At 51.1% G+C, this 21,086-nt stretch carries 13 protein-coding genes and 1 pseudogene; 7 read left to right on the forward strand and 7 right to left on the reverse strand.

The window, feature by feature from the left end; genetic code table 11:
- The 3 genes and pseudogenes from L3N51_RS11725 to L3N51_RS11735 form a co-directional block, all read left to right on the forward strand.
- Positions 1–117: pseudogene (locus L3N51_RS11725) on the forward strand (IS1 family transposase); the annotation flags it as partial.
- Positions 118–124: 7 nt separating this feature from the next.
- Positions 125–796, forward strand: a complete 672-nt coding sequence (locus tag L3N51_RS11730) for a GntR family transcriptional regulator (protein WP_238027400.1) — start codon at positions 125–127, stop codon at positions 794–796.
- Between the two features lie 329 nt (positions 797–1,125).
- Complete coding sequence (locus L3N51_RS11735; protein ID WP_238027401.1) at positions 1,126–2,184, forward strand: AAA family ATPase; 1,059 nt, start codon at positions 1,126–1,128, stop codon at positions 2,182–2,184.
- Positions 2,185–2,784: 600 nt separating this feature from the next.
- Here the strand turns inward: L3N51_RS11735 and L3N51_RS11740 are convergent.
- Positions 2,785–4,491 (reverse strand): HEAT repeat domain-containing protein, encoded by a 1,707-nt coding sequence (locus tag L3N51_RS11740; RefSeq protein WP_238027402.1) that lies wholly within the window; start codon positions 4,489–4,491, stop codon positions 2,785–2,787.
- Positions 4,492–4,671: 180 nt separating this feature from the next.
- Here L3N51_RS11740 and L3N51_RS11745 point away from each other — a divergent pair, with 180 nt between their 5' ends.
- From L3N51_RS11745 to L3N51_RS11755, 3 genes are all read left to right on the forward strand, one after another.
- On the forward strand, positions 4,672–6,591 hold the full coding sequence (locus L3N51_RS11745) for a hydantoinase/oxoprolinase family protein (protein WP_238027412.1): 1,920 nt from the start codon (positions 4,672–4,674) through the stop codon (positions 6,589–6,591).
- Positions 6,588–8,129 (forward strand): hydantoinase B/oxoprolinase family protein, encoded by a 1,542-nt coding sequence (locus L3N51_RS11750; protein WP_238027403.1) that lies wholly within the window; start codon positions 6,588–6,590, stop codon positions 8,127–8,129. Before L3N51_RS11745 ends, L3N51_RS11750 begins: the two co-directional genes overlap by 4 nt.
- Before the next feature lie 228 nt (positions 8,130–8,357).
- Positions 8,358–9,377: a hypothetical protein gene (locus L3N51_RS11755; protein ID WP_238027404.1), complete on the forward strand. Its 1,020-nt coding sequence runs from the start codon at positions 8,358–8,360 to the stop codon at positions 9,375–9,377.
- A gap of 824 nt (positions 9,378–10,201) precedes the next feature.
- On the opposite strand, the gene L3N51_RS11760 is transcribed toward L3N51_RS11755, so the two are convergent.
- From L3N51_RS11760 to L3N51_RS11785, 6 genes are all read right to left on the reverse strand, one after another.
- Entirely contained in the window at positions 10,202–10,978 is a 777-nt protein-coding gene (locus tag L3N51_RS11760) for a hypothetical protein (protein WP_238027405.1), read from the reverse strand.
- 758 nt (positions 10,979–11,736) lie between these two features.
- Positions 11,737–14,601 carry an ATP-binding protein gene (locus tag L3N51_RS11765; protein WP_238027406.1) on the reverse strand — a complete coding sequence of 955 codons (2,865 nt, stop codon included), beginning with the start codon at positions 14,599–14,601 and terminating at the stop codon, positions 11,737–11,739.
- Positions 14,602–15,317: 716 nt separating this feature from the next.
- The gene (locus L3N51_RS11770; protein ID WP_238027407.1) at positions 15,318–15,530 is read right to left on the reverse strand and encodes an ATP-binding protein; all 213 of its coding nucleotides are present in this window, start codon (positions 15,528–15,530) and stop codon (positions 15,318–15,320) included.
- A complete protein-coding gene (locus tag L3N51_RS11775; RefSeq protein WP_238027408.1) occupies positions 15,493–16,086 on the reverse strand; it encodes a DUF4143 domain-containing protein in 594 nt (197 codons plus the stop codon). Before L3N51_RS11775 ends, L3N51_RS11770 begins: the two co-directional genes overlap by 38 nt.
- A gap of 57 nt (positions 16,087–16,143) precedes the next feature.
- Complete coding sequence (locus tag L3N51_RS12715; RefSeq protein WP_238027409.1) at positions 16,144–16,434, reverse strand: AAA family ATPase; 291 nt, start codon at positions 16,432–16,434, stop codon at positions 16,144–16,146.
- Between the two features lie 580 nt (positions 16,435–17,014).
- Positions 17,015–19,168, reverse strand: coding sequence for a hypothetical protein (locus L3N51_RS11785; RefSeq protein ID WP_238027410.1), 2,154 nt, complete (start codon positions 19,166–19,168; stop codon positions 17,015–17,017).
- Positions 19,169–19,455: 287 nt separating this feature from the next.
- Between L3N51_RS11785 and L3N51_RS11790 the strand changes: the two genes are divergently transcribed.
- Positions 19,456–21,075: a hypothetical protein gene (locus L3N51_RS11790; protein ID WP_238027411.1), complete on the forward strand. Its 1,620-nt coding sequence runs from the start codon at positions 19,456–19,458 to the stop codon at positions 21,073–21,075.
- Positions 21,076–21,086 lie beyond the last annotated feature (11 nt).

Here is a 21,086-nt window from a genome sequence, read left to right on the forward strand (position 1 = left end):
CTCGTGAGGTTCAAGAGGGCAACCAAGGCAGTGAACAGGAGCTTTGATATGATGAGGTACTCCGTAGGTCTCGTTCTATGGGAGAGAGGGCTGATCCCAGAATTTATACCTCAATGATGACACTATGGACACACTCTCCAACAGTCTAGGAGAAACTGCTTACGAGGAAATCCTTAAGAGAATATTAAGGGGCGAATACGCTCAGGGACAGCTCCTGACAGAGGATAAGCTATGTAAAGATCTAAACATGAGCAGAACGCCAGTCAGGGAAGCCCTTAAGACTTTGGAATCCGAGGGTATAGTCAAGAAGGTGAACAGATCTTACGCAGTCATATACATCACATCAAATGAGGTGGAGAGGCTCTACGAGGTTAGAATCCCCTTGGAGTTCACGGCAAGTAGGCTGGCAGCTCTCAGGGCGAAACAGGAGGATATTGCCCAGATGGAGGAGATATTGAGATACGTTAAGGAGGAAACGTATAAGGAAAATCCTGACCCCTCTAAACTGGCTGAGCTGAACGGCCAATTTCACGATAAGGTTGCCATGTCCACTGAAAATCAGTTCTTGTATTCATACCTGAGAGAGATCAGGCTGAAATTAAGGGTGGTGAGGATCACGCTTTTCACCAGCTTCGACAGGAGAGTGGAGGAGCTCAGGGAACATCAGGGTATACTGGATGCCATTAAAGCCAGAGATCCGGAGAAGGCATATGAGATGATGATAAGCCATGAGAACAACGTACTGGAGTATCTGAGGGTGAAGGTGATACCCATCCTGTTAACCAGTGGAAGATAGGGATTTTACACTATATTTCACTGAAATCCAATTGATGCATGTAGGGACAAGGTTTACTCGTCACTGTAAGTGACAGAATGGAACTAACACTAGTAGTACTTTCCTGAAAATCCCTTCAAGTCCATTTTATCTAAAAGTCCTTAAGTTCTCACTTTTAAGGTCTATGGCGTTGTTCATCTATGAACGATTCTTATTTCAGCATGAACTTCCTTGAAGAATATCTCACGCGTTAAAATCCGTGAAACACTATACCCGCTCTCATTAGGGAAGGAGTTGAGGGCCTTCCGTCATCAAGCTTAAAACTAACAGGGTGTTAGTATACTAACAGGGTGTTAGTTATCTACTTCGAGCCCACGGCCAAGGAGACCAGGGATGACCTATTCGACAGGGAGAAGGAGTTGAGGGAACTCCACGCGCTCGTGGGAAGGCCCATAATCCTGCTCACTGGGGTGAGGAGGATTGGCAAGACCTCGGTACTTAAGGTGTTTCTCAACGAGGTGGATCTACCCCATGCACTGGTAGACACCAGGATGTCGCTCTCCTCCTACAAGAACCTCTACGTACTTTTTTCCGAGGTTCTCTCCCAGATAAACAGGAGGAGTCCGCTCAGGTCACTGCTGGAGCATATCTCGGGTGTGTCGTTTTTCGGGGTGAACGTGTCCCTATCCTGGGACGTCAGGAGCAGGCCATCCCTAGCCCAGATCATGGACAGGGTAAATGAATCCGGTAAGGTGGTGATTGCGCTGGATGAGGCGCAGAACCTGAGGGGAAAGGTTGGGAATGAAATGCTATCCCTCCTGGCTCACTGTTACGACTACTGCAGGAACATCACCTTTATCCTCACGGGATCGGAGATAGGCCTCCTGCGTGACTTCCTGAGGCTCGAGGATCCATCCTCTCCCCTGTACGGAAGGCATGTTGAGGAGATCAGGCTGGAGAGATTTGATAGCAATGCGTCAAGGGAATTCCTGGAGAGGGGATTCAGTCAGGTGAACCTCAGCCCGTCACAGGATGTCCTAGATTACGCGGTGGAGAGCCTGGATGGGGTGGTGGGATGGTTAACGGAGTTCGGGTATAGGTGCGTAAGGACTAAGGAGGTGAGGAAGGAGTTTGTGGATGAGGTGATCGATGTGGCCGGCAAGACTGTGCTTCATGAGCTGGGTCACCTCTCCCGGAACTACGTCCTGGTTCTGGAGGCCATAGCCCTGGGGCATGACAGGTGGAGCGAGATCAAAAGATATCTGGAGGAGAAGGAGAAGAGGATTGTGTATGATGCCGAGATAAAAAGGTTCCTGGAGAGACTGGAGAAAATGAGCTACGTGACCAGAAGGGAGAGGGGGAGGTATGAGTTAACGGATCCGGTGGTGAGGAGGGCCCTTGGAGGCTGAGGACCGTGTCGTGGTGAAATTTCCACAGTAGTGCTGTGATGACTTTGCACAAGGTCATCGTGACCTCAAAATTGTACCAACAAGAAAACTCTACATGAAGGCGGTGTTCCTTCATGGGATGCTAGGTCAGTGAAGAATCATTGGTGGGTCTAATTCGGTTTGTTGTGTACTTCATGTTATAAGCTCCTTAAATACACAACGATGTGAGGTAGCTCCCTGGGTTCAACCTTATCATCCTAGCGTGTGGAGTGTCTGCTAAGTGACGTATTCCTTTCTCTTCTAATTTGACATCTCCCAGAAACCTAGAGGTCTCTGATTACAGTAACTTCACACACTACCCTCACCCTCATGAATGGGCCTCCTAGCCAATCCGCTATGCATCTCTCTCATCCGTGGATGTTAAGTCCAACGCACCTCGTTGATGGCACCCCATGGGGAAGGACGGTTGGGAAGATCCTCCTCAAGCTCCACTTCTTTTCTATCCCATGGCGCCCACGTTTATGATTGCACGATGGATTTAGCATCATCAAGATTGCCCATGAGTTCATCCCCTCCAGTTCCCGGGGCTATTCACCCCCTTCCATTACGAGGTGAGCTCCACTACGTCTTCCCTCTAGCAATTTTCATGAGAACCAGCATAATCTCCATCCTGTTCTCCTCCCAGAACCTCAAAAGGTAACTCAGGCTCTCCTCCAGTCTGGACTCAAACAGCTCCTGAAACTGATTCCACAGGGCGATCTCCAGCTCCGGATCTGTGGTCTCCTTGGCTATCAGCATAAGGTCCTCTCCTGTGAGAAGACCCATCTTTCCTAGAAAGATGATATCCTCCTTACTGGCCCTCTTCACAAGTTCCTCTGGTTTCAGTCCCTTAACCTTGACGGGCGATAACAAGCCCTCCCTCAGCAACATCACAACCACCTCAGGCAACTCATCTAGGTGTCTCATCACCACCTCCACATATCCCGCAAATTCCCTGGGATTGATCTCATTATCCTTCCTGGCTATTGCCCTCCAGGCCATGATCTTCGCCTCCTCGTCATCCCCCGAAAAGATCTCCCTCAAGTACGGGATGAAACTGGTTCTCTCCCTAGCATCAAGATATCTAGCTGAGTGGAACCAGGCCATGGCTCTCAATCTCAGGTTAGGATGCGCCAGAAACTTCCTCACTAGTCCCTGAAAACTCGAATCCCTCATTTCGTTTCTGATCTTAAACGGCTTTTCCCTACCTAGCTCTCTCCATATCCTCTCATCCCCCTCGGCTAGGATCTCCTCCATCCCCTCAACTCCCAACTCCGAGAATATCTCCCTGAACGCCTCGTTGAGCATCTCAGGGTAACGCCTCACCATGTCCACGCGATCGCTCGGTTCAAGTACCTGGACATTGAACAGATCTATGGCGTCAATCCAATCTAGAGTTCCCGACCTTATCACCTCCATCAATGCGTTAACATGTGGCATCATCTCCTCGGTTTTGAGTACCTGATCTCCCACTACCCATGCCCTTATCCTTATCTCCAGGTCAGGGTCCTCCAGTAACTCCTCCAGTCCAATGTCCGTCTCCTCCCTCGTTACCAGGTCCATCATAACCAGGGTCGAGAAAACCGTCCAGGCCTTTATCCTGATCCAGTGATCCGGGTGAGAGAGCAATTCCCTCAGCTTGCCCACCCACCTCATCCCCAGTTCCAGGTAGCTCTCATCCTTCGCCAGGGAGTACCACGCGTTCGCTCTCACCATGGGATCATCGCTTCCCAGGAGATCCAGGAAATCCTTTCTGGCAGGTCCCCTGAGAAGATCCGCATAGATCAGGAACGTCCTCTCATTGTCTGACCTGAGGAGTTCAATAAACCCTCTCCTGTATCTTGAGCCCTCAGTGACTTTCATCACATTTATTTTATCAAGGCGAAGTAAACCTTCCCAGGCATTCAATCTCAGGCTCATATCGCTGGAGACGAGCAATTCCAGGAAGCGCCTCCTGTAGGGTTCCAGGTCTCGCTGCGTGATTACGCCGGGCGTCACATGGATCCAGGCATAATACCTCACCAATTCATTCCTGTGACCGTAAAAGGGTAAAATCTCCTGTTTAGTGAGGATTCTGTTCTTCAGGAGTTCGTTAACCTTGAACCACAGATTTGCCCCCATGTCCAGCGACTCCAGGAACCCGGTCTTTCTCATCCTTATCTCCTCATCTGTTGCAACACTCAGGAAAATCTTCCACGCGTATTCCCTTACAACGGGTTCCTCTGATTCAAGGAGATTTACCCTATCTGAGGACATGAGAAAATCGTATAACTCCTCCGCGTAATCCATCTATTCATGCTCGTAATATAGATCCCCTGACCTGAGGAGATCCAGAAACCTCTCGTTAAGGACATTTTTCCAGGTCCATGCGTAATGTTTAACAGCAAAGTTTTGAGCATTTCGGATCCAGGTCAAGAATTTGCGGTCTGGATCAACAAGAAACTTAACCCTGCCCACCACACTTTACACATGGAATGCAGGGTTGCCATAGACGTTGGCGGAACCTTCACGGACTTCGTGACCCTCAGGGATGGGGAGATAGTCACGGTGAAGACTCTAACGAATCCCACCAGACCGGCCCAGGTGATAAGGGACGTCCTCTCCTCCATGGAGTGCGCTCCCTCAGAGGTGGTTCACGCCACGACCCTTGCAACCAATGCCCTGCTGGGACAGGAGAAACTGGACCTCCCCAGGACGGCACTGCTCACCACGAAGGGTTTCAGGGACGTGGTGGAGATAGGGAGGCAGAACAGGCCAAGGCTCTACGACCTCTATTTCCAGAAGCCCAGGCAACTGGTCCCCAGGGAGCTGAGGATTGAGGTGGACGAGAGAGTTGACGCCCAGGGTAACGTGTTGAGGAAGGTTAGGGAGGAGGAAATTGAGGCCATCTCCGAGAGGCTGAGGAAGGAAGGGGTGAAGTCAGTGGCCGTGAGTTACCTTCACTCCTATCTCAACCCGGATAACGAGGAGAGGACGGGAAGGGTGCTCTCCAGGCACTTCAGATATGTCTCCCTCTCCTCCCGGGTGTCCCCGGAGCCCAGGGAGTATGAGAGGACGTCAACCACCCTCGTGAACGCTGTGCTCATGCCATTTATCTCATCCTACCTGGAGGAGCTCAGGTTCATCCCCAACCTCTACATAATGTCTAGCTCAGGAGGGCTCGTGGACGTGGAGGAGGCGACGTCCAGACCTGTCCAGCTTGTGGAGTCCGGTCCCGCGTCGGGTGTGGTGGCCTCAGCCTCCCTCTTCCCAGGGCAGGTGATCAGCTTCGATATGGGCGGAACCACGGCCAAGGCAGGGGTGGTACTTGATGGAAGGTTTGAGATAACCACGGAGTATGAGGTTGGGGGAGAGGTCCACCATGGAAGGGTGGTGAAGGGTAGCGGTTACCCCATCAGGTTCCCCTTCGTGGATCTGGCAGAGGTTTCCGCAGGGGGAGGGACTGTGATATGGAGGGATGAGGCGGGGGCGCTCAGGGTAGGACCTGTGAGCGCGGGGGCGGATCCAGGTCCCATGTGTTACGGCAGGGGAGGGGAGAAGCCCACGATTACGGACGCCAACCTGGTCCTGGGGAGGGTTGGAGAGTTCCTGGCGGGAGGGCTGAAACTGAACAGGGAACTGGCCATGAGGGGTCTCTCATTCCTCGGAGATCCCCACGAGGTGAGCAAGGAGGCCCTGGAACTGGTCAACCTGGAGATGGCCAGGGCAATTCGCCTGGTCACCGTGGAGAGGGGCCTCGATCCCTCCGGTTTCACCCTGGTGGCCTTCGGTGGGGCTGGGCCACAGCACGCGCTGTACCTCGCCGAGGAGCTGGGGATAAGGACGGTGAAGGTACCCCCTTACCCTGGACTATTCAGTGCCATGGGCCTCCTACTGGCGGACTGGCGCTTCGAGGCAAGGAAATCCTACCCTCAAGACCTGGAGGCAGAGTTCGCCCAGCTGGAGAGGAGCCTCGCGGAGAGGCTCAGGGGAAAGGTTGACCTCTTCCTCAGGTATGCAGACGTGAGGTATCAGGGGCAGGGCTGGGAGCTCACTGTCCCAGTGAGTGACTCCAGCGAGATCAGGCGGATCTTTGACGAGAAGCACCTCTCAACCTACGGTTTCGTGCTGGACAGGGAGATTGAAATTGTGACCATAAGGGTCTTCGCCGTGAGAAGGAGGCCCCTTTCCCTCTCAATCAGGTTTGGTCAAGGAGACGCGCCAACGGGGAGGAGGAGGGTATTCCTCGACGAAGAGTGGGCAGAGGTTAACGTTTACACAAGGGAAAAGTTGAGGAGGGGGTTCAAGGTGAAGGGACCAGCAATCATAGAGGAGTTCAGCTCCACCACAGTGGTAAGGGACGGATGGGAGGCAACTATTGACGACTCCATAACCCTGGTGAGACCATGACTTCTTGGGAAATTGTAAGCAGGGCCTTCGAGTTCGTGGCTGAGGAGATGGGGGTAATGCTCAAGAGGTCCGCGATGTCACCCAACATAAGGGAGAGGATGGATCACAGCTGTGCAATCGTCAACGAGAGGGGAGACGTTGTGGCCCAGGCAGAGCACATCCCCGTTCACCTGGGATCGTTTAGTATTGGGGTCAAGAACCTCCTGCAACAGGTTGAACTTGAGGATGGAGATATGGCGATCGTGAACGATCCCTATGTGTCTGGGACCCACCTCAATGACGTCATGGTGATAGCGCCAGTCTTTCGGGGTAAGCTCCTAGGATACGTGGTGAACAAGGCGCATCATGTTGACGTTGGAGGTCCCATACCTGGGAGCCTCAACCCCTATGCCTCAACGCTATACGAGGAAGGTTTCGTTATTCCCCCTCTCAAGTTAATGAGAAACGGGAAACTCAACGATGACGTGGTGAGGATAATCAGGGAGAACTTTAAGGTTTCCGACACCTCGCTTGGAGACCTGAACGCCCAGATCTCGGCGAACCTGATCGGAATCGCAAGGGTTAAGCAACTCGTGGAGAAGTATGGCGTCACGCAGGTAGTGGAGGCGTGGAATAGCTCAATGGAGTACGCCAGGAGGCTCACGTTAACCGAGGTGGCGAGATGGCCCAAGGGTGCCGGGGAAGAGGAGGATTACCTGGAACTTGATAGACTCACCAGGATAAGGGTGAGGGTGGAGGTGAGCGATCAGGGAGTCTTGGCTGATTTCTCGGGCACAGACCCACAGGTTGAGTCTCCCTTTAACGCAGTATACGGGGTCACGTTCTCCGCAGTAAGCTTCGTGATAAGGTCTCTCCTTAGAAAGGACGTTCCAACCAATGAGGGCTTTTACAGCGTGGTCAAGGTTAGGGCACCTGTTGGAAGCCTTGTGAACCCCACGAAACCGTCAGCAGTAGGTGGTGGAAACGTGGAAACCTCACAGAGGATTGCTGACGTCACGTTCAAGGCCTTGTCTCATGTAATGCCAGTCCCTGCAGCCGGGGCCGGGACAATGATGAATATCATGATGGGAGGCTTAAGGGGGAGGTACTGGGCCTACTATGAGACTGTGGGAGGAGGTACAGGGGCGAGACCGGATCGCGACGGAGTCTCAGCGGTGCAGGTTAACATGACGAACACCCTGAACACGCCCATCGAGATAGCAGAGAGACAGTACCCCCTTCTCTTCACCGCGTATAGGGTGAGGGAAGGGAGCGGAGGAAGAGGGAGGTTCAAGGGAGGCGATGGGATAATTAGGGCCTTCAAGGTTCTGGACAGGACGAGGCTTTCAGTGATGGCCGAGAGGTTCCTTGTCCCACCTTGGGGGCTATTGGGAGGAGGTAACGGGAAACCAGGAAGGGTGACAATCATAAGTGGTAAAGTAAAGAGGGAGATGCCCAGTAAGTTTTCAACTGTACTAGAGGCCGGGGATGAAGTTGTGATAGAGACGCCAGGAGGCGGGGGGCTTGGAAAAGAGGAGACAGCTGGAAGCTCAAGTTGAAAGGTTCATGAGAAGATGAAAGAGAGCCGAAGACATCGCTTAACAGATACTCCACACACCATTTCCGGGCACTCTCTCATGGAAGATCTAACGTGGCTAGGTCTTCACGGCGTGAATAATCATCCAGCTGGTTAAACCTAGTACCAACAGGAGGATCTCTTAGGAACAAGCTTTTTACCTACTTCACAGACCTTCAATCTTTAAATAATACCAAACCTCTTCTTTAATATGCTTAGATTCACCTATTATCCGTCAGATTTTGTAGGTCAATTTATGCCCTCATTGGCACCTAAGGACACAGAGGTGGAGGCCCTACTTGATAAGATCAAAAATAGTCAAGGGATACCTTACACCATAATCCACGTGAACTCTATTAAACAACAACTTGGGATAACCGAGGACGAATTCTACAGCAAATACATGGAAAAGAATAAACTCATCTCCGTAAATTTGAACCATTTAGCGCATCTTGGTATTAAGATCTCTGATATACCACTTAAGAAAAAGTTCAAGAGTAATAAGGGTTATACTTATCTCTCGGGTAGTCTACATCTTTTCAATGATGATGTACTAATCCTTAGTCTAAAAACGATAATCGATGATGTCATCGGTTTCCTCAACCATGTGGCTCAGGATCCCTCCGTTCTTAAAGGCCTGAGCCTATCCGTGAAGGCGTCAAAGAACCTGAAGAAGTTTCAGGCTTCGAGCACAAAGACAAAAATGGGCAATGAGAAGGCAGTCATTATCGATTTTATAAAACATATCAGGCAAATTGATTTACAGGCGCGGATATTGAAGGGGGTAAAGCAGAGCCCAATGTTTCCTGGGTTTTACGCCTTCGCGTCACCTGACCTAGATCTAGTGGTTATAACTAATGGAACAATTACATGTTACGAAGCGAAGGCCCACTCAGATACGGGTTCTCTATACACGGCTCTCGGTGAAGCAATGTTTGATCTCATCAATCCCTTCATCATAGATTATGACACAGGTGGGGTTATCTCGCCTGAGACGGGATTACCCTCAAAACCGAGGGCTAGGCTAAAATGGATGGGAGGGATATGCGATAAGGTTTATGTGTTACTCCCTGAGGAGCCCAAAGATTGGAGAGCCCTCCCTATATTTGACAAAACACCTATTGGGATAATCCTCTCCAACGGAAAGGAACTGCTTCCCGCCAAGCCTAATCCCTTCCTCAATCCTCAAGCTAGAAGTGACTTCCTCTCTCATCTTCATCTCTTCAAATAGACGGAGCCCTGATGCTCTCATCTAGTAAAAGTGAAGGGAGACCGAGATTCTTTTGATGCTTTACGGATTTCAACGGAGTGGGATACCCCTAAAGAAAGTTAGTATCGAAGTGAAAACAGTCAGTGTATGAGCTCAGAGTGTGGTCATGTCGGCATATTTCTAGCTTCAAGGGATTCGATGCGAAGTCACGAAGCCATAAAACTAATTTATGCGAGTTTGACGACACTATAGATGAGCTACTCCATAAACTTACAAAATAAGAATTTGATTGCAAGATAGGATAACTGAAAAGCCTTTAGATATGATGAACTTTAGTGTATGGAGTTACTGTAATCAAAGGCCTTCAGGTATCTGCGAGATCCAAAATTGAAAGAGAGCAGATGACGTCACCAAACAGATACTCCACGCACTAGATGGACCTGAAAGAATTTTAAGGAAATTATTGTTCTTATAGCACTTTCCTGAAAATCCCTTTAAGCTTATTTTATCTAAAAGTCTTTCAGTTCTGTCCCAATAGTCTCACAATTATATTTCACTTTTAAGGTCTGTGGCATTTCTCATCTATGAACGATTTTCATTTCAACACAAACTTCCTTGAAGAGTATCTCACTGCGTTAAAATCCGTGAAATACTATTCTTATTCAAGCAGTTTGAGTGAAACTAAGTTTACTTCACGGAGCACGATCCCGAACAATTCCCTAAAGCTAGCTCCTCACCTGGCCAATCCGAAACTAAAGACTTCTACACTTGATTCTTTAGAACATTGAGGTTACTTTCTCCCAACTAACTTCTTAGGTTGAGAGCCCTTCGCCTAGTCACTTCTTCTACTCCTTGGCCAATTTCTTCAGCGCCTCAAGGACGCTATCATCCCCCAACCTCTCACCAAGCTCCCAAACCGTCCTAATTATCTCTATCCTCTTCTCAACGCTCTTCTTATACCTGCGAAAGGCCTTCCACTGGAGAGGGCCCATAACTCTCCTCCCATTCTCGCACCTCAGGTACATTGAGTCAATGAAGCTCGTCACCGGGGAGACGTAGGGATTCACCCTGGCGATCACGTCTATGAGGAACATTGTGAGGAGCCCCATGTCCCAGTTCTTGTCCTTGGAGTATCCCAGGAGGTTGAGCAGGGTCAAACCACCGGTGTCCCTCCCAATTCCTATCATTTCATACCCCGGGTCATAATGCCTGGGCTCGTAAAGTCCCGTCGAGTCAAAGGAGTAGAGCCTGGGCTCGCAACCCGACAGGGTACCCAGAAGGATTGAAACATCCGGCTGGATTCCGTTCTGTCGCAGGTACTGAAACCTGGTCATTAAAGTGTCCTGGATCTGGTCCACTAACCTATCGAGCTCCTCACCCTCCGGTGCTACCTTCATGTTCTGGTAATAACCGGTGAAGTGCCTCGAGATAATCTGAAACGATTGCTTCACGATTGAGGCGTTCCCAGCTCCTGCCACTACAGCCAGGTCCACCTCCTGTTTATCCATGACGAAGATTGGAAGGATCTTCCTCTCCTCCTCGAAGACGGCCCCGCTCGTGGCCCTGCTATCCGATGCGAAGATTACCCCCTGACCCGCAACCATGGAAATTACAAAGGTCATTTACAGGATGAAATAGTGGGAAGTTTTAAACTTTCAAGGCCTGTGGAAGGGGTCCGCTCCACATTGTAGTGCAGGAGGATACGAGGAGCACGCGTTAGCTTTCACGGTCCGTTACTGGAGCGAAGCTGGCGAAGGTGGTGGGAGCGGTGCCTGATTACACGGGACGCTACTTCCATCTCGCGTTTTTCGATAGGTTGTCACGAACAGGCAGGTCTCCAGATAAGGTAGAGATGGAGAGTAACCTCCAAGGTGGTACTCTGTGTAAGTTCTTACCCAATGCCCTTTGAATTGTGTTAGTGACAGAGTAGTGTGTGGAGTAACTGTAAAAAACCTCTAGCTTTCTGCGATATGTTAAATTGAAAGAGAGCCTAAGACGTCGCTCATAGTGCACTCATCTTGGCATATTTTAAGGTTCAAGGAGTTTCAATGCGAAGTCACGAAGTCATAAAACAAATTTATGCAAGTTTGGCAACACTATGACGTCACTTACCAGATAGTCCACATTGGTGAAGAGAATAAAAAATAATGAAAACTACTGGCATTGAATTTCCTCCTGGCATTGAGGTATCCGGGAAAGTCTTGAAGTCGTGAGGCTTTCTCTCGCTTTAAACTCCCTGTCTCGAGGTGGGTGATACAGGAAACTGATCAACGTGAGGCGAGTTCTGGAAAGCGACTCGCACACTACCAATCCCGTGTCTCGCTTTGAAGTAGCTCACCCAGTTTAACGGGAAATGGCCTGTGATAAACCAGAGTAAGCCTCAATGTACCAGGAGAATGAGGGACGCGAGATACCTTGTCCTATCATTGAGGTTCTGGTGAATCACCCTGCTAGCGAAAATGCCCACGTTCTCGTCGGCCTTCCTTGCTACAGGGGTGGGATCCTCACCGTTCATCATCCTGACCGAAATTACCACCTCCGACATGATAGGATCGTGCAGGAGAGCATCCTCCCCCATCAACTTCACTGTCTCCCTTATCTCCTCGAGTTTCTCAGCGTTACCCGCAAGGGCCTCTGCCACATCCATGAGAATGGAGTTCCTCAGTATGGTGACCTTCCCCTTCCTAGCGGGTTTACCCAGGGCAAGCGAAGCTATATACCCTGCAGTGCCAAGGATTTCATCATCCCGGTTAGAGATTTCCAGAATGTCCTCCACAACGTTCCTGTATTCGTATTTGTTTCCCATGAGAAGGGCCCTGGCCAGCTTGAACTGGTAACAGCCCAGGAGCTTGTGGCTTTCCGCATCTTTCCTGTTCCTGAACACGTGATTGCAGAACCCGGAGCTCAGATTCAGAATGTCCCTCAGGGTATCCCTCAGATCCCTCCCGTATGAGTCCCTGAACAGGATGAAGGCCATCACATACTTCAAATCATCCAGCACCAGTTCCATTTCCTGCACCACACTGTCAGGGTGAAGCGAAAACACCCTGCTAATCATGTTTAGGCTCTCCCTGTCCACCCTCTTGATGGAGGATTTCAATAGGTTGACCCTTCTCTGGAACTCGTTCACAGCATCCATAAAATCCTTCGCGTAACTAAAGTCCTTGAGGACTCCCACTGCGAACTTCTCCAGGCCGAATGCCATGCCCAGACATCCCATCAGGATTCCCAGGGGAGATTTATCATCCTTTCCCAGGTCCGCCAGCAGGGTGTAACTCCTGGCTCTGGGTGAGATTTGCGCCAACTCATCCAGGTGATCTACGCTGTCCTTTATCATCGACATGTAGGAATAAAGAAGCACCAGGTAGTCATCCCTCGTTTCCATGATTCTCCTGAACATTATGTCCTTGAGCGGGTTGAATATCCCCTTTGCACCCCTGAAAACCAGGAAAGTGGCGTACTCGAAGGCCTTCCTCAGGCAGGGCAGTTGGGTGGAGTGAACCAGCGTGCCCACCAGTGCCTCCAGCGTGCCCACGGGATCCTCAACTATCTTCTCGAGTTCCTTGACGTCCTCATCATCTTTCCACTCGAAGAGGTCGGGAATCAGTTCACAGTTCTCAGGATAGAGATCAACCAGCTGGGGAATTGCCCTGGAGAGAAGGAGCCCCGAAACCCTGGGCAAACGGGAGGGTGACCCGAGGTAGTCCGCAAGCTCACTGGGGAAATCCACATATCTGAGTAACCCCCTGAACTCCTCCAGTCCTCTCAGGCTGAAGAGGGCATATGCGGTCATGAACTGTCTTGCCAGCCCTTCCCTTCTCACCTTGTCCACAAACTCCTTCAGGTAGTCGTCAAAGGGATCCCTGTACTTGACGCTACCCTCGCTCGTAGGTAATATCCTGGCAGATGTAAAGTACTGAACCACCTCCCGGTCCTGGTTCTCCACACCGTTAACCTTCAGAACCATCTCGGCGAACCTCGGGGGAAGAGGACCTCCGTACTTTCCCGCCATGGCCACCAGTGGCTGATACTTTCTCGCGAGGTTCTCGTCTCCCCGGAAAACCACATTGAAAAGCAGGCCACTCCAGTCATACTTGAGAACGTTATTGAGCCTTTCTGGCGTGATCAGTAAGTCATAGTTAAAATACGTGACTCCATCTCCCATTACCCTTTGCATGACGCGCGTGAGTTCGTGGGTGAGAACGTAGATCTTCCTGGCGTTGAGTTGGGCCCTATCCCAGAGCTCCCTGAGGGAATGGAAAGAGGTATCGTGATAATCCACCAGGATCAGGGGAATCTTGCCTTGAGCTCTGACCTCCTCCACCCTCTCCGGCCCGGTGAGGACGAAGGAGCTTTCCCTCGTGGTGAGGTACCTCGCCACATGACCCGCAAATTCCGTCTTACCTACTCCCGGCATACCGTGAATAACCAGATCCCCGTAAATGAGCTGTGTTGCGTTCCGCTCCACTTTATCCAGAAGGCTGGAGGGAAAGTTCAGATCAAGTAGATTGAGGGACGGCCTCCTGGGTTCCGCATTGATGTATTCCTTGACGATTTCCCTAGCTCTGCCGGGAAGGAGACCCAGATACGCATCTAGAAGGTAGTAGATTAGCTCCTTCCAGTTATCGCTCAACCTATCCCATACCCATCTCATTTCCCCGGGAGAAAACACTGAACCCACTATTTCCGTAACACCAGCCTCACCCTTTGCCCTGGGAGGATTCGCGTACAGTTGCTTCAGGCGCTGAACCGCCGGAAGTATCTCGTCCAGTTTACCTTCCTTCAGAAGGGAAATTCCCTCCTTCACGAGGGGAGGAATGAAGGTCCCGTGTCGCCTGGTGCTGAGATATGAGTACTCTATTACCTTAAGTAGGGATTCTTCGTTTAGCGACTCCATTCCCTCGATCTTCATGGCGTCCCATGAGTAGTTGGTGAGCATGTTCCCGTAGAGCAGATTGTCCAGTGAGGGCTCTCCCAGCTTAGCCTTTCCCAGAAGGAGGGCGATGATGTAACTCCTTCCCTCCACCACAACCTTTCCCCTCTTCCTCCTCTGGGCCACCTCCTCCCTCACCTTCCTGATTTCCTCCACGGAGCTGAACTCCCTGGGTAGCTCCACCAGTTCCTTATCTCCCTTCACTTCCCTCAGCAGTGTGGTCTTCCCCACGAGAGGTAGGCCGGAAACTGTGGCCACGCTTTCCTCCCGGACCTCCTCGGCCACCTGCTTCCTGTCCACTTCAATTACCATAGGAACTTGAATGATGAGGGGATTAAATATGTTGAATGAAAGATCTGCGATTCTGAGAATTTCGGTTAAGTGGTTTTTCTTTTTATTTACGGGTCCCCCTTAGAGGACAATGGGAAGAGACTATTCGTCACCAGTTTTGAAAAATTTGTATCAAGGGCACACTTTCGGAGGGTGTGTGAAAACTTACACAAACTACTGGTGTAGTAACTCTAAATTTTTACGTAGTAAGATACTCTTTAAGGAAGTTCGTGTAGTGCTTTCCTGAAAATCCCTTCAAGCTCATTTTATCTAAAAGTCTTTCAGTTCTGTCCCAATAATCTCGCAATTATATTTTCCTTTTAAGGTCTGTAGTGTTGCTGAGCCATGAACGATTTTCATTTCGGCACGAACTTTCATGAAGAATATCTCACTAGTACTGTGTGTAAGTTTTAACCCAGTTCTCTCCGAAAGGTATCCGTGTTAGAGGATAAAAATTAATCAAAAGTACTGACGCGTTAAAATCTAAAACACTGCCGAACTCGACTACGCGCAGGTATCATTGCCTTCCTGCTAAACTTGCCTACATCTACAACTGGATTCCGGGGGCCTAGTCTAGTTTTTTGTATATTTCATGTTAAAGGCTCCTTAAATACACAACAGTACGAGGTAGCTCCGGGGGGAAGTCATTCACCGGAACCTTACGTTAAAACGTGTTCCCCTGCTCACCGCTGAACGCCTCAGGAACCCGCATCCTGCTGATCCAACTCAAGGAGAAAACCGGGTACGTCCTCCTCCCCGAGAACCATCACGTCCCGGGGGTACCCCCTGTGTGCCCTCGCTCTCTTTATCTCAATCCTGTACTCCCCAGCCACAACGTCTATCTCCACCCTGTTCTTGAAGTAATATACCTCCCTACTTTCTGTACAGGTGTTCCTGCACCACGTTCTCAAGAAGTGCGCTCTCCCCGTAGTTCTGACCCACCCAGGACGAGATGACGTTCAGGAGGAAGGGATCCCTGAAGAAAACCTTCTTCTCCTTCTTTCTGTCCACCCTCTCTCCTTTCCAGTAGGCTATCCCTATTACCAGGAGATCCGATAGGAAGTCCAGGTACTCTGCCACGGTATTGTGGGAGATCCCTATATCACTGGCGATGGAATTGTGGGACAGCGCGGAGGGAATCTTTCCCAGCAGGGAGTGGAGGATATCCTGCACCGTTCCCGGATTTCTCCTGTGTTTGTGAATCTCCGACACCACACCGTCCATCAGAGCTTCGCTGGCGTCGGGGTTGGAGTTGATGGACCTGGGGAATCCACCATGCCTCATGTACCCGCTAAAGACCCTTGAGAGCACTGCGGAATCGTAAAGCAGGTCCCTCCTCGCGTGGCTCTTAACCCCCGCGAATTCCGGGAAGGAAAGGGGTAACACCACCATCTCCCTTCCGTTTCCCTTCCTCCCCGGGAACCTCTCCGGGGACTTGGACACTCCAAGAATGGACGAACCTGACACTGTTATCACGTCGTTCCTTAGTTCGCCCTGGTCTATGAAGAACTTCAGAATTATCCACTACTCCTCCACGGAACTCACCTCATCCAGGAAGATGTACAGGGTATCACTCTTTCTTCCCAGGATATCCTCAAGGATTCTCCTGAACTCCTGAAGGGAAACCACGTAATCCAGGTCAAGGTAGATGACGCTCTCCGGATCAACGTTCCTGTCCAGGAGAGTCCTTATCAGGATCTTAATTCCAGTTGTCTTGCCCACCTGTCGCGAATCGTAAACGAAGTTCAGGCTTAGGGGGGTGAGGGATATCAGCTGGGTCCACCTGGGGAACCACCTGAACTGCTCGATTCCCACTCAGTCATGTTCCTGTCCTTGCTCTCCCAGCTGGAGTAAAACCACCAGGGATTTAATTTGTTTAAATCCTCAGTCTCGATTTTCTACTGACAATTCCCTTATAAGCTCTTGTCACTTCACTATCAAGCAGGATATGTAAAATTTTCTTAACGCGTGAAGTTACTGTCAAACACCCCAGGGTTTAAGCGAGATGTCAAATTGAAAGAGAGAGAGAGGAGGAAGTCACTTGAGACACTCCACTGACTAAAATTTTCTTCTAAAACATGACACTGGCCCTATTCACCCACGAGACTGGGGTCTCCCTAACCAGTAATGATTGATCTTACTATGGCGTTGGATCTGCTCAGAGAGCACCGTGTAAAACTTACACCAACTGGGGAACAACGTTCTCGTTCTCGGGTTGGGGATCGCGGTGTCGCCATAATGCAGGCTTTTTACAGCAACGTGGTAATGGATCAAGCCCAGGAGGCCTGAGGTTGCCATGTCCTTACGTCGGGGTCTTTACTGCCGGTTCGCAAACGCGATGGAATGGGAACATCCCGATTCAACATGCAGAGATCGACGCGGACTCCACCACGTTTCAAGAGGCTTTGGGATCTCCCCTCGTGCGGAGGGGCTCATTTACCACCCCAGCGATCTCACTGAGCCTCCTGACTATCTCGCCCATATCCCCGCACTCCCTGAAGGTCTTAAGCACCCTGACTATCCTCCTGCAGATCTGTTCCCTGTCGTAGTCCTCATCCGCAATGACGTTTCCCATCCTGGCGCTACCCTTCACCAGGGCCAGAGGATGGAACTTAATTTCCACGTTCAGGACATCCTCGGGACTCCGAATTTGATCCCGGGAGAAGAGCCCGTACTCAAACAGGAAAGGCGCCACATACCCTGAGGAGTGCAGTTCCTCCAGGGTTCTGGCCAACCTCAGGTAAAGCAGGAGTTTTGCCCTGTCGTCCTCCACCCTTAGCCAGGGTATGTCTTCCGTCACCATCATGCCGTGGTCGGAGACGTAAAGATCCAGGGTCTCAACAAGGTGGGGTAACTCCAGGGTAACGGGCCTCACCTCAAAGTACGTGAGCAATGCCCTCCTGCCCCCGTAATCTATCTCTATGAAGGGCCCCCTGAAACCCAGGATACGGTACTCCGGAGGCTTCACCCTCTCGGCAAGGGAACAATCAATCCTGAGGATTTCGTTAAGTCTTGCGCATACCTGGCGCAGGTCAGACTCATCCTTACCCCACGAAAGGGAGAGGGGATGGAGGAGAAACTCTGCGTTGAGGGCGTCTTCCTTAGTCTTCATCTCCCGGTCCAGGTAAACCCCGTACTCCTCCAGGAGAGGGGCAGAGATTCTCTTGGCGTGGAGCTCCTTCAGGAACTTGAGTAACCTGAGGTAGAGCACGAACCTCAGCCTGGGGTCCACGGAGTTGAGGGGCTGTGCATACTCTGTGACCAGGAGACCCTCACCCTGCATCACCACGTTCAGGGAATTCCGCCTGAGGAAGTATTCCTCATCCATTTCCGTCACGAGCACCCTCTTTCCTTCCAGGGTTGAGCTCCACACCCTGGGGTAAACTTGCTCTCCCCTCCACAGATCTAGGTGATCCGCCCTCACCTCATCAAAGGATCTCAGCCTCTCAATGACCTCATCCAGTTTCCCGCAAGTTAACCTGGCCTCCCTGCATATGAATTCCACGTCACTTCCTGAACTGGAGATGAGCCTGGGATCTAGCCTTACGTCCGCGTGAACTGCGTCTTCCAGGGTGGAGACGGACCTGTCCAGATAAACCATGTCGGGGGTGATACGTGGGGCGAAATATCCCATCCCCTCCATCCTCCTCAGCTTCAGGGCAAGCTTGTAGAGGATCACCCTCTTCAGTCTCAGGTCATGAACTTCGTCCAGGGAATGGCCCTGGTACTCCACCAGGTGAATCCCGCGCGTCAACTCCTCCACTCTTTTCAGCGTGTAGGAAGGAAGGTAAACGCAGGAGTCGGCGTCAATAATCATGCGATTACCCTCAACCACAACGTCGTAATGAAGACCTCTCACCCTGACATCCCTGGGTGTGTAACCCCATCTCGTGGAGAGGCTCATGGCATCATAGGACAGGATGAAGGAGATCAGGATGAGAGCTAAGAGCGCACATGAGTAGATGAGGGAGTACCTTACGGTGGCGTAAAGGGGAGATGAACCTGAGGTGTCGGGAGAGGAACCAATCAGGTAAGCCAGGGTTTCTCCCAGAAATGAGAGGAAGGGATAGGTGAGGAGAAAGGGGATGAGCGGGGAGGGGTTCAGGGGCTTTCTCCCCTGATAAATCACGAAGAATCTGGCCCACTCCAGAGGTAACCCCCTTATAATCCTGTAAACCAGGTACGCCAGGTAGAGAAGGGGAAGGATTCCCAGGAGGGGAACCCTGTACCTCACCATAACGTAGAGGATCAGGATGAAGGGGTGGGGTAAGCCAAGGAGTGGGGTAAGGGTCAGGCACACCGCGTAGAGCAGAGCGGGGAGCACGCGATTGAAGGGCTTACCGCTCAGGACCAGAAGCGCTGGAGAGAACACCGCCAGTGAGAGGATAAGGGGAACAGGGGAGCTGAGGGGCTCGCCCCTGAGCATTAAGGCCAATGAATCAGGGTACCTGCCCATTCCCACCCTGAAGAGGAGGACGTACATCAACGTTGTGAGGACTGAGCTAACCGCGAAGTAGTCACGGTATCTCCGGGCCGGAGAGATGCCCATATTCCAGAGTCTAACGTATTGATTAAAAACTTTCCTCACTAAAATTTTATTCTTGGTATGTGATCATATAGAATTGAATGCGCGGAAGTCACCCTCATTGAACGCGTGAGGACGGTTGAGAGATCCCACCCCATGTGAACGGATCATCTCAGGTATGATCTTCCATCGTGTCACCTTCCGCTGGCCATTCCTGACCTGTAATGAACCTCCCAACAGGGCCTTCATCACCCCTGAAATAGTTGTGAGAGATCCGAAATGTTTAAAATTAGTTTAGGTGATATCTCTCAATGAGGGTCATTTCCCTTATCCTCATGATGTTGATCCTTTTTCAGGTCTCGCTGAACTCATCCCTCCCCTCCCAACCACTCAACTCCAGTGATCCAGTCCTTCAGGTTCAGGAGACTGGACTTCCTCCCAATCAGGAATGGCTGGTCAGGATCCTCTCGCTCTTACCCAATGGATCTGAGGATCCCTTGAAGACCTGCTTCTCCTCCTCCCCGAGCATGACCATCTCCCTTCCCCCGGGGAAGTATGTGTATGTTGTGGTTTCCACCAACTGGAGTTACGTTGCCAATCAGTCTGTGGGGGTCGTCTCGCTCAACTCCCTCTCCGTTGTGAGGGTTTCCTTCCACCCCTCAGCCTATTCAGAGCATTACCAGCCCTACTTCGCCCTGAGGCCGGGCCAGACGGTCACCTTCAACAATCTCACCCCGTCGTACGGTCCGGAGGCGCTAAGCATGGGGGCCATGAACTCAACGATCAGCTTCGTGGTCTACCTTGGCTCCCAGGTGATCTACTCCCGTGAGATCCAGGGAACTCCCTTCTCCACCGTGTCGCTGGGACCAACGTCCTCCTTTGGATACGTCAACTTCCAGTACGGAGGTCAAGGACCCACCCTCGTGATCAAAAACGTGGGTCACTCCACGGGTTACGCTTCCTTCAACCTCTGGTCCTACTACATTGATAACTTCACGGCCTCGCTCATAACCGTCCCTCCCCAGTTTGCGGAGAACTTCCTGCCCATGGACATACCCCAGAACAACACGGGGTTGGCCTTCCTGGTGAAGGCCCCTAACTACACCTATCCAGTACCGCTATCCATCTGGGTCGGCGAGGGTTTCTTTGCCGGCGGAAGGTACTGGTGGGCCCAGACCGGGTTCAACAACTGGCAGGGCATTGATTCTGCTCCTTCCTTCACCGTTACCTGCTACTCGGGCTTCGGGATCTTCTCCAACATATTCGGAAACTACTTCAGCAGGGCAAATTACGTTCTGATACCCGGGGAGGTCTATAATTTCACCATGGAGTGGGCCTACGGGACAACGTGGGAGTTCCTGGTGAACGGATCGCCCGCAATTGAGCCCGGAATCTTGGGAACGTGGAACACCACCACCATGGTGGCCAACAGCGGGTATGACCTGGGATTTGAGGTCCTTACCAACGCAAGGGCCGGGTACGAGAACGTGAGTTCATTCCTCTCCAATCCCGTAACAGTTGAGGAAGTGGAGGTGAGGGTTAACGGAACGTGGGAGAGGGTTCCAGTCTTGGGACTGGATAACGTTGGGGAGAACTGGTACAATGGATGGACCTCGAGTTCTCCTGGAATGAACCTGTGGGCAGTGGAGGGAGTTCTGGAGAACTCAAGCGTTCCTCCCGGGGAGGTGTACTTCACCCATGGGAGCAACTTCTTCAACGTACCATCCCCTGGAATCCCGACCTACCCTGTTTACGGCAACTTCACCTACCCTGAGGAGAGCGTAAACGTGGGACTGGGATACGCCAACGTGACCAGGTTCGCAAACTACCTGAGGCTGTCGGTGTTCAATCAGTCTCTGATCTCTCAGTGTGTGTATCATTTGAATTTTCTCCTTATAGATTATATATTTGCTTCACAAAATTTCGCCTAGATTATACAATT

The sequence above is a fragment of the Metallosphaera javensis (ex Hofmann et al. 2022) genome (assembly GCF_022064045.1).
Taxonomy (GTDB): Archaea; Thermoproteota; Thermoprotei_A; order Sulfolobales; family Sulfolobaceae; genus Metallosphaera; species Metallosphaera javensis.

Excerpts from the sequence above, each read along its gene's own strand:
- L3N51_RS11730 (WP_238027400.1), top strand. The coding sequence starts at position 125 with ATGGACACACTCTCCAACAGTCTAGGAGAAACTGCTTACGAGGAAATC.
- L3N51_RS11740 (WP_238027402.1), bottom strand. The coding sequence starts at position 4,491 with ATGGATTACGCGGAGGAGTTATACGATTTTCTCATGTCCTCAGATAGG.
- L3N51_RS11745 (WP_238027412.1), top strand. The coding sequence starts at position 4,672 with ATGGAATGCAGGGTTGCCATAGACGTTGGCGGAACCTTCACGGACTTC.
- L3N51_RS11750 (WP_238027403.1), top strand. The coding sequence starts at position 6,588 with ATGACTTCTTGGGAAATTGTAAGCAGGGCCTTCGAGTTCGTGGCTGAG.
- L3N51_RS11755 (WP_238027404.1), top strand. The coding sequence starts at position 8,358 with ATGCTTAGATTCACCTATTATCCGTCAGATTTTGTAGGTCAATTTATG.
- L3N51_RS11760 (WP_238027405.1), bottom strand. The coding sequence starts at position 10,978 with ATGACCTTTGTAATTTCCATGGTTGCGGGTCAGGGGGTAATCTTCGCA.
- L3N51_RS11765 (WP_238027406.1), bottom strand. The coding sequence starts at position 14,601 with ATGGTAATTGAAGTGGACAGGAAGCAGGTGGCCGAGGAGGTCCGGGAG.
- L3N51_RS11785 (WP_238027410.1), bottom strand. The coding sequence starts at position 19,168 with ATGGGCATCTCTCCGGCCCGGAGATACCGTGACTACTTCGCGGTTAGC.
- L3N51_RS11790 (WP_238027411.1), top strand. The coding sequence starts at position 19,456 with ATGAGGGTCATTTCCCTTATCCTCATGATGTTGATCCTTTTTCAGGTC.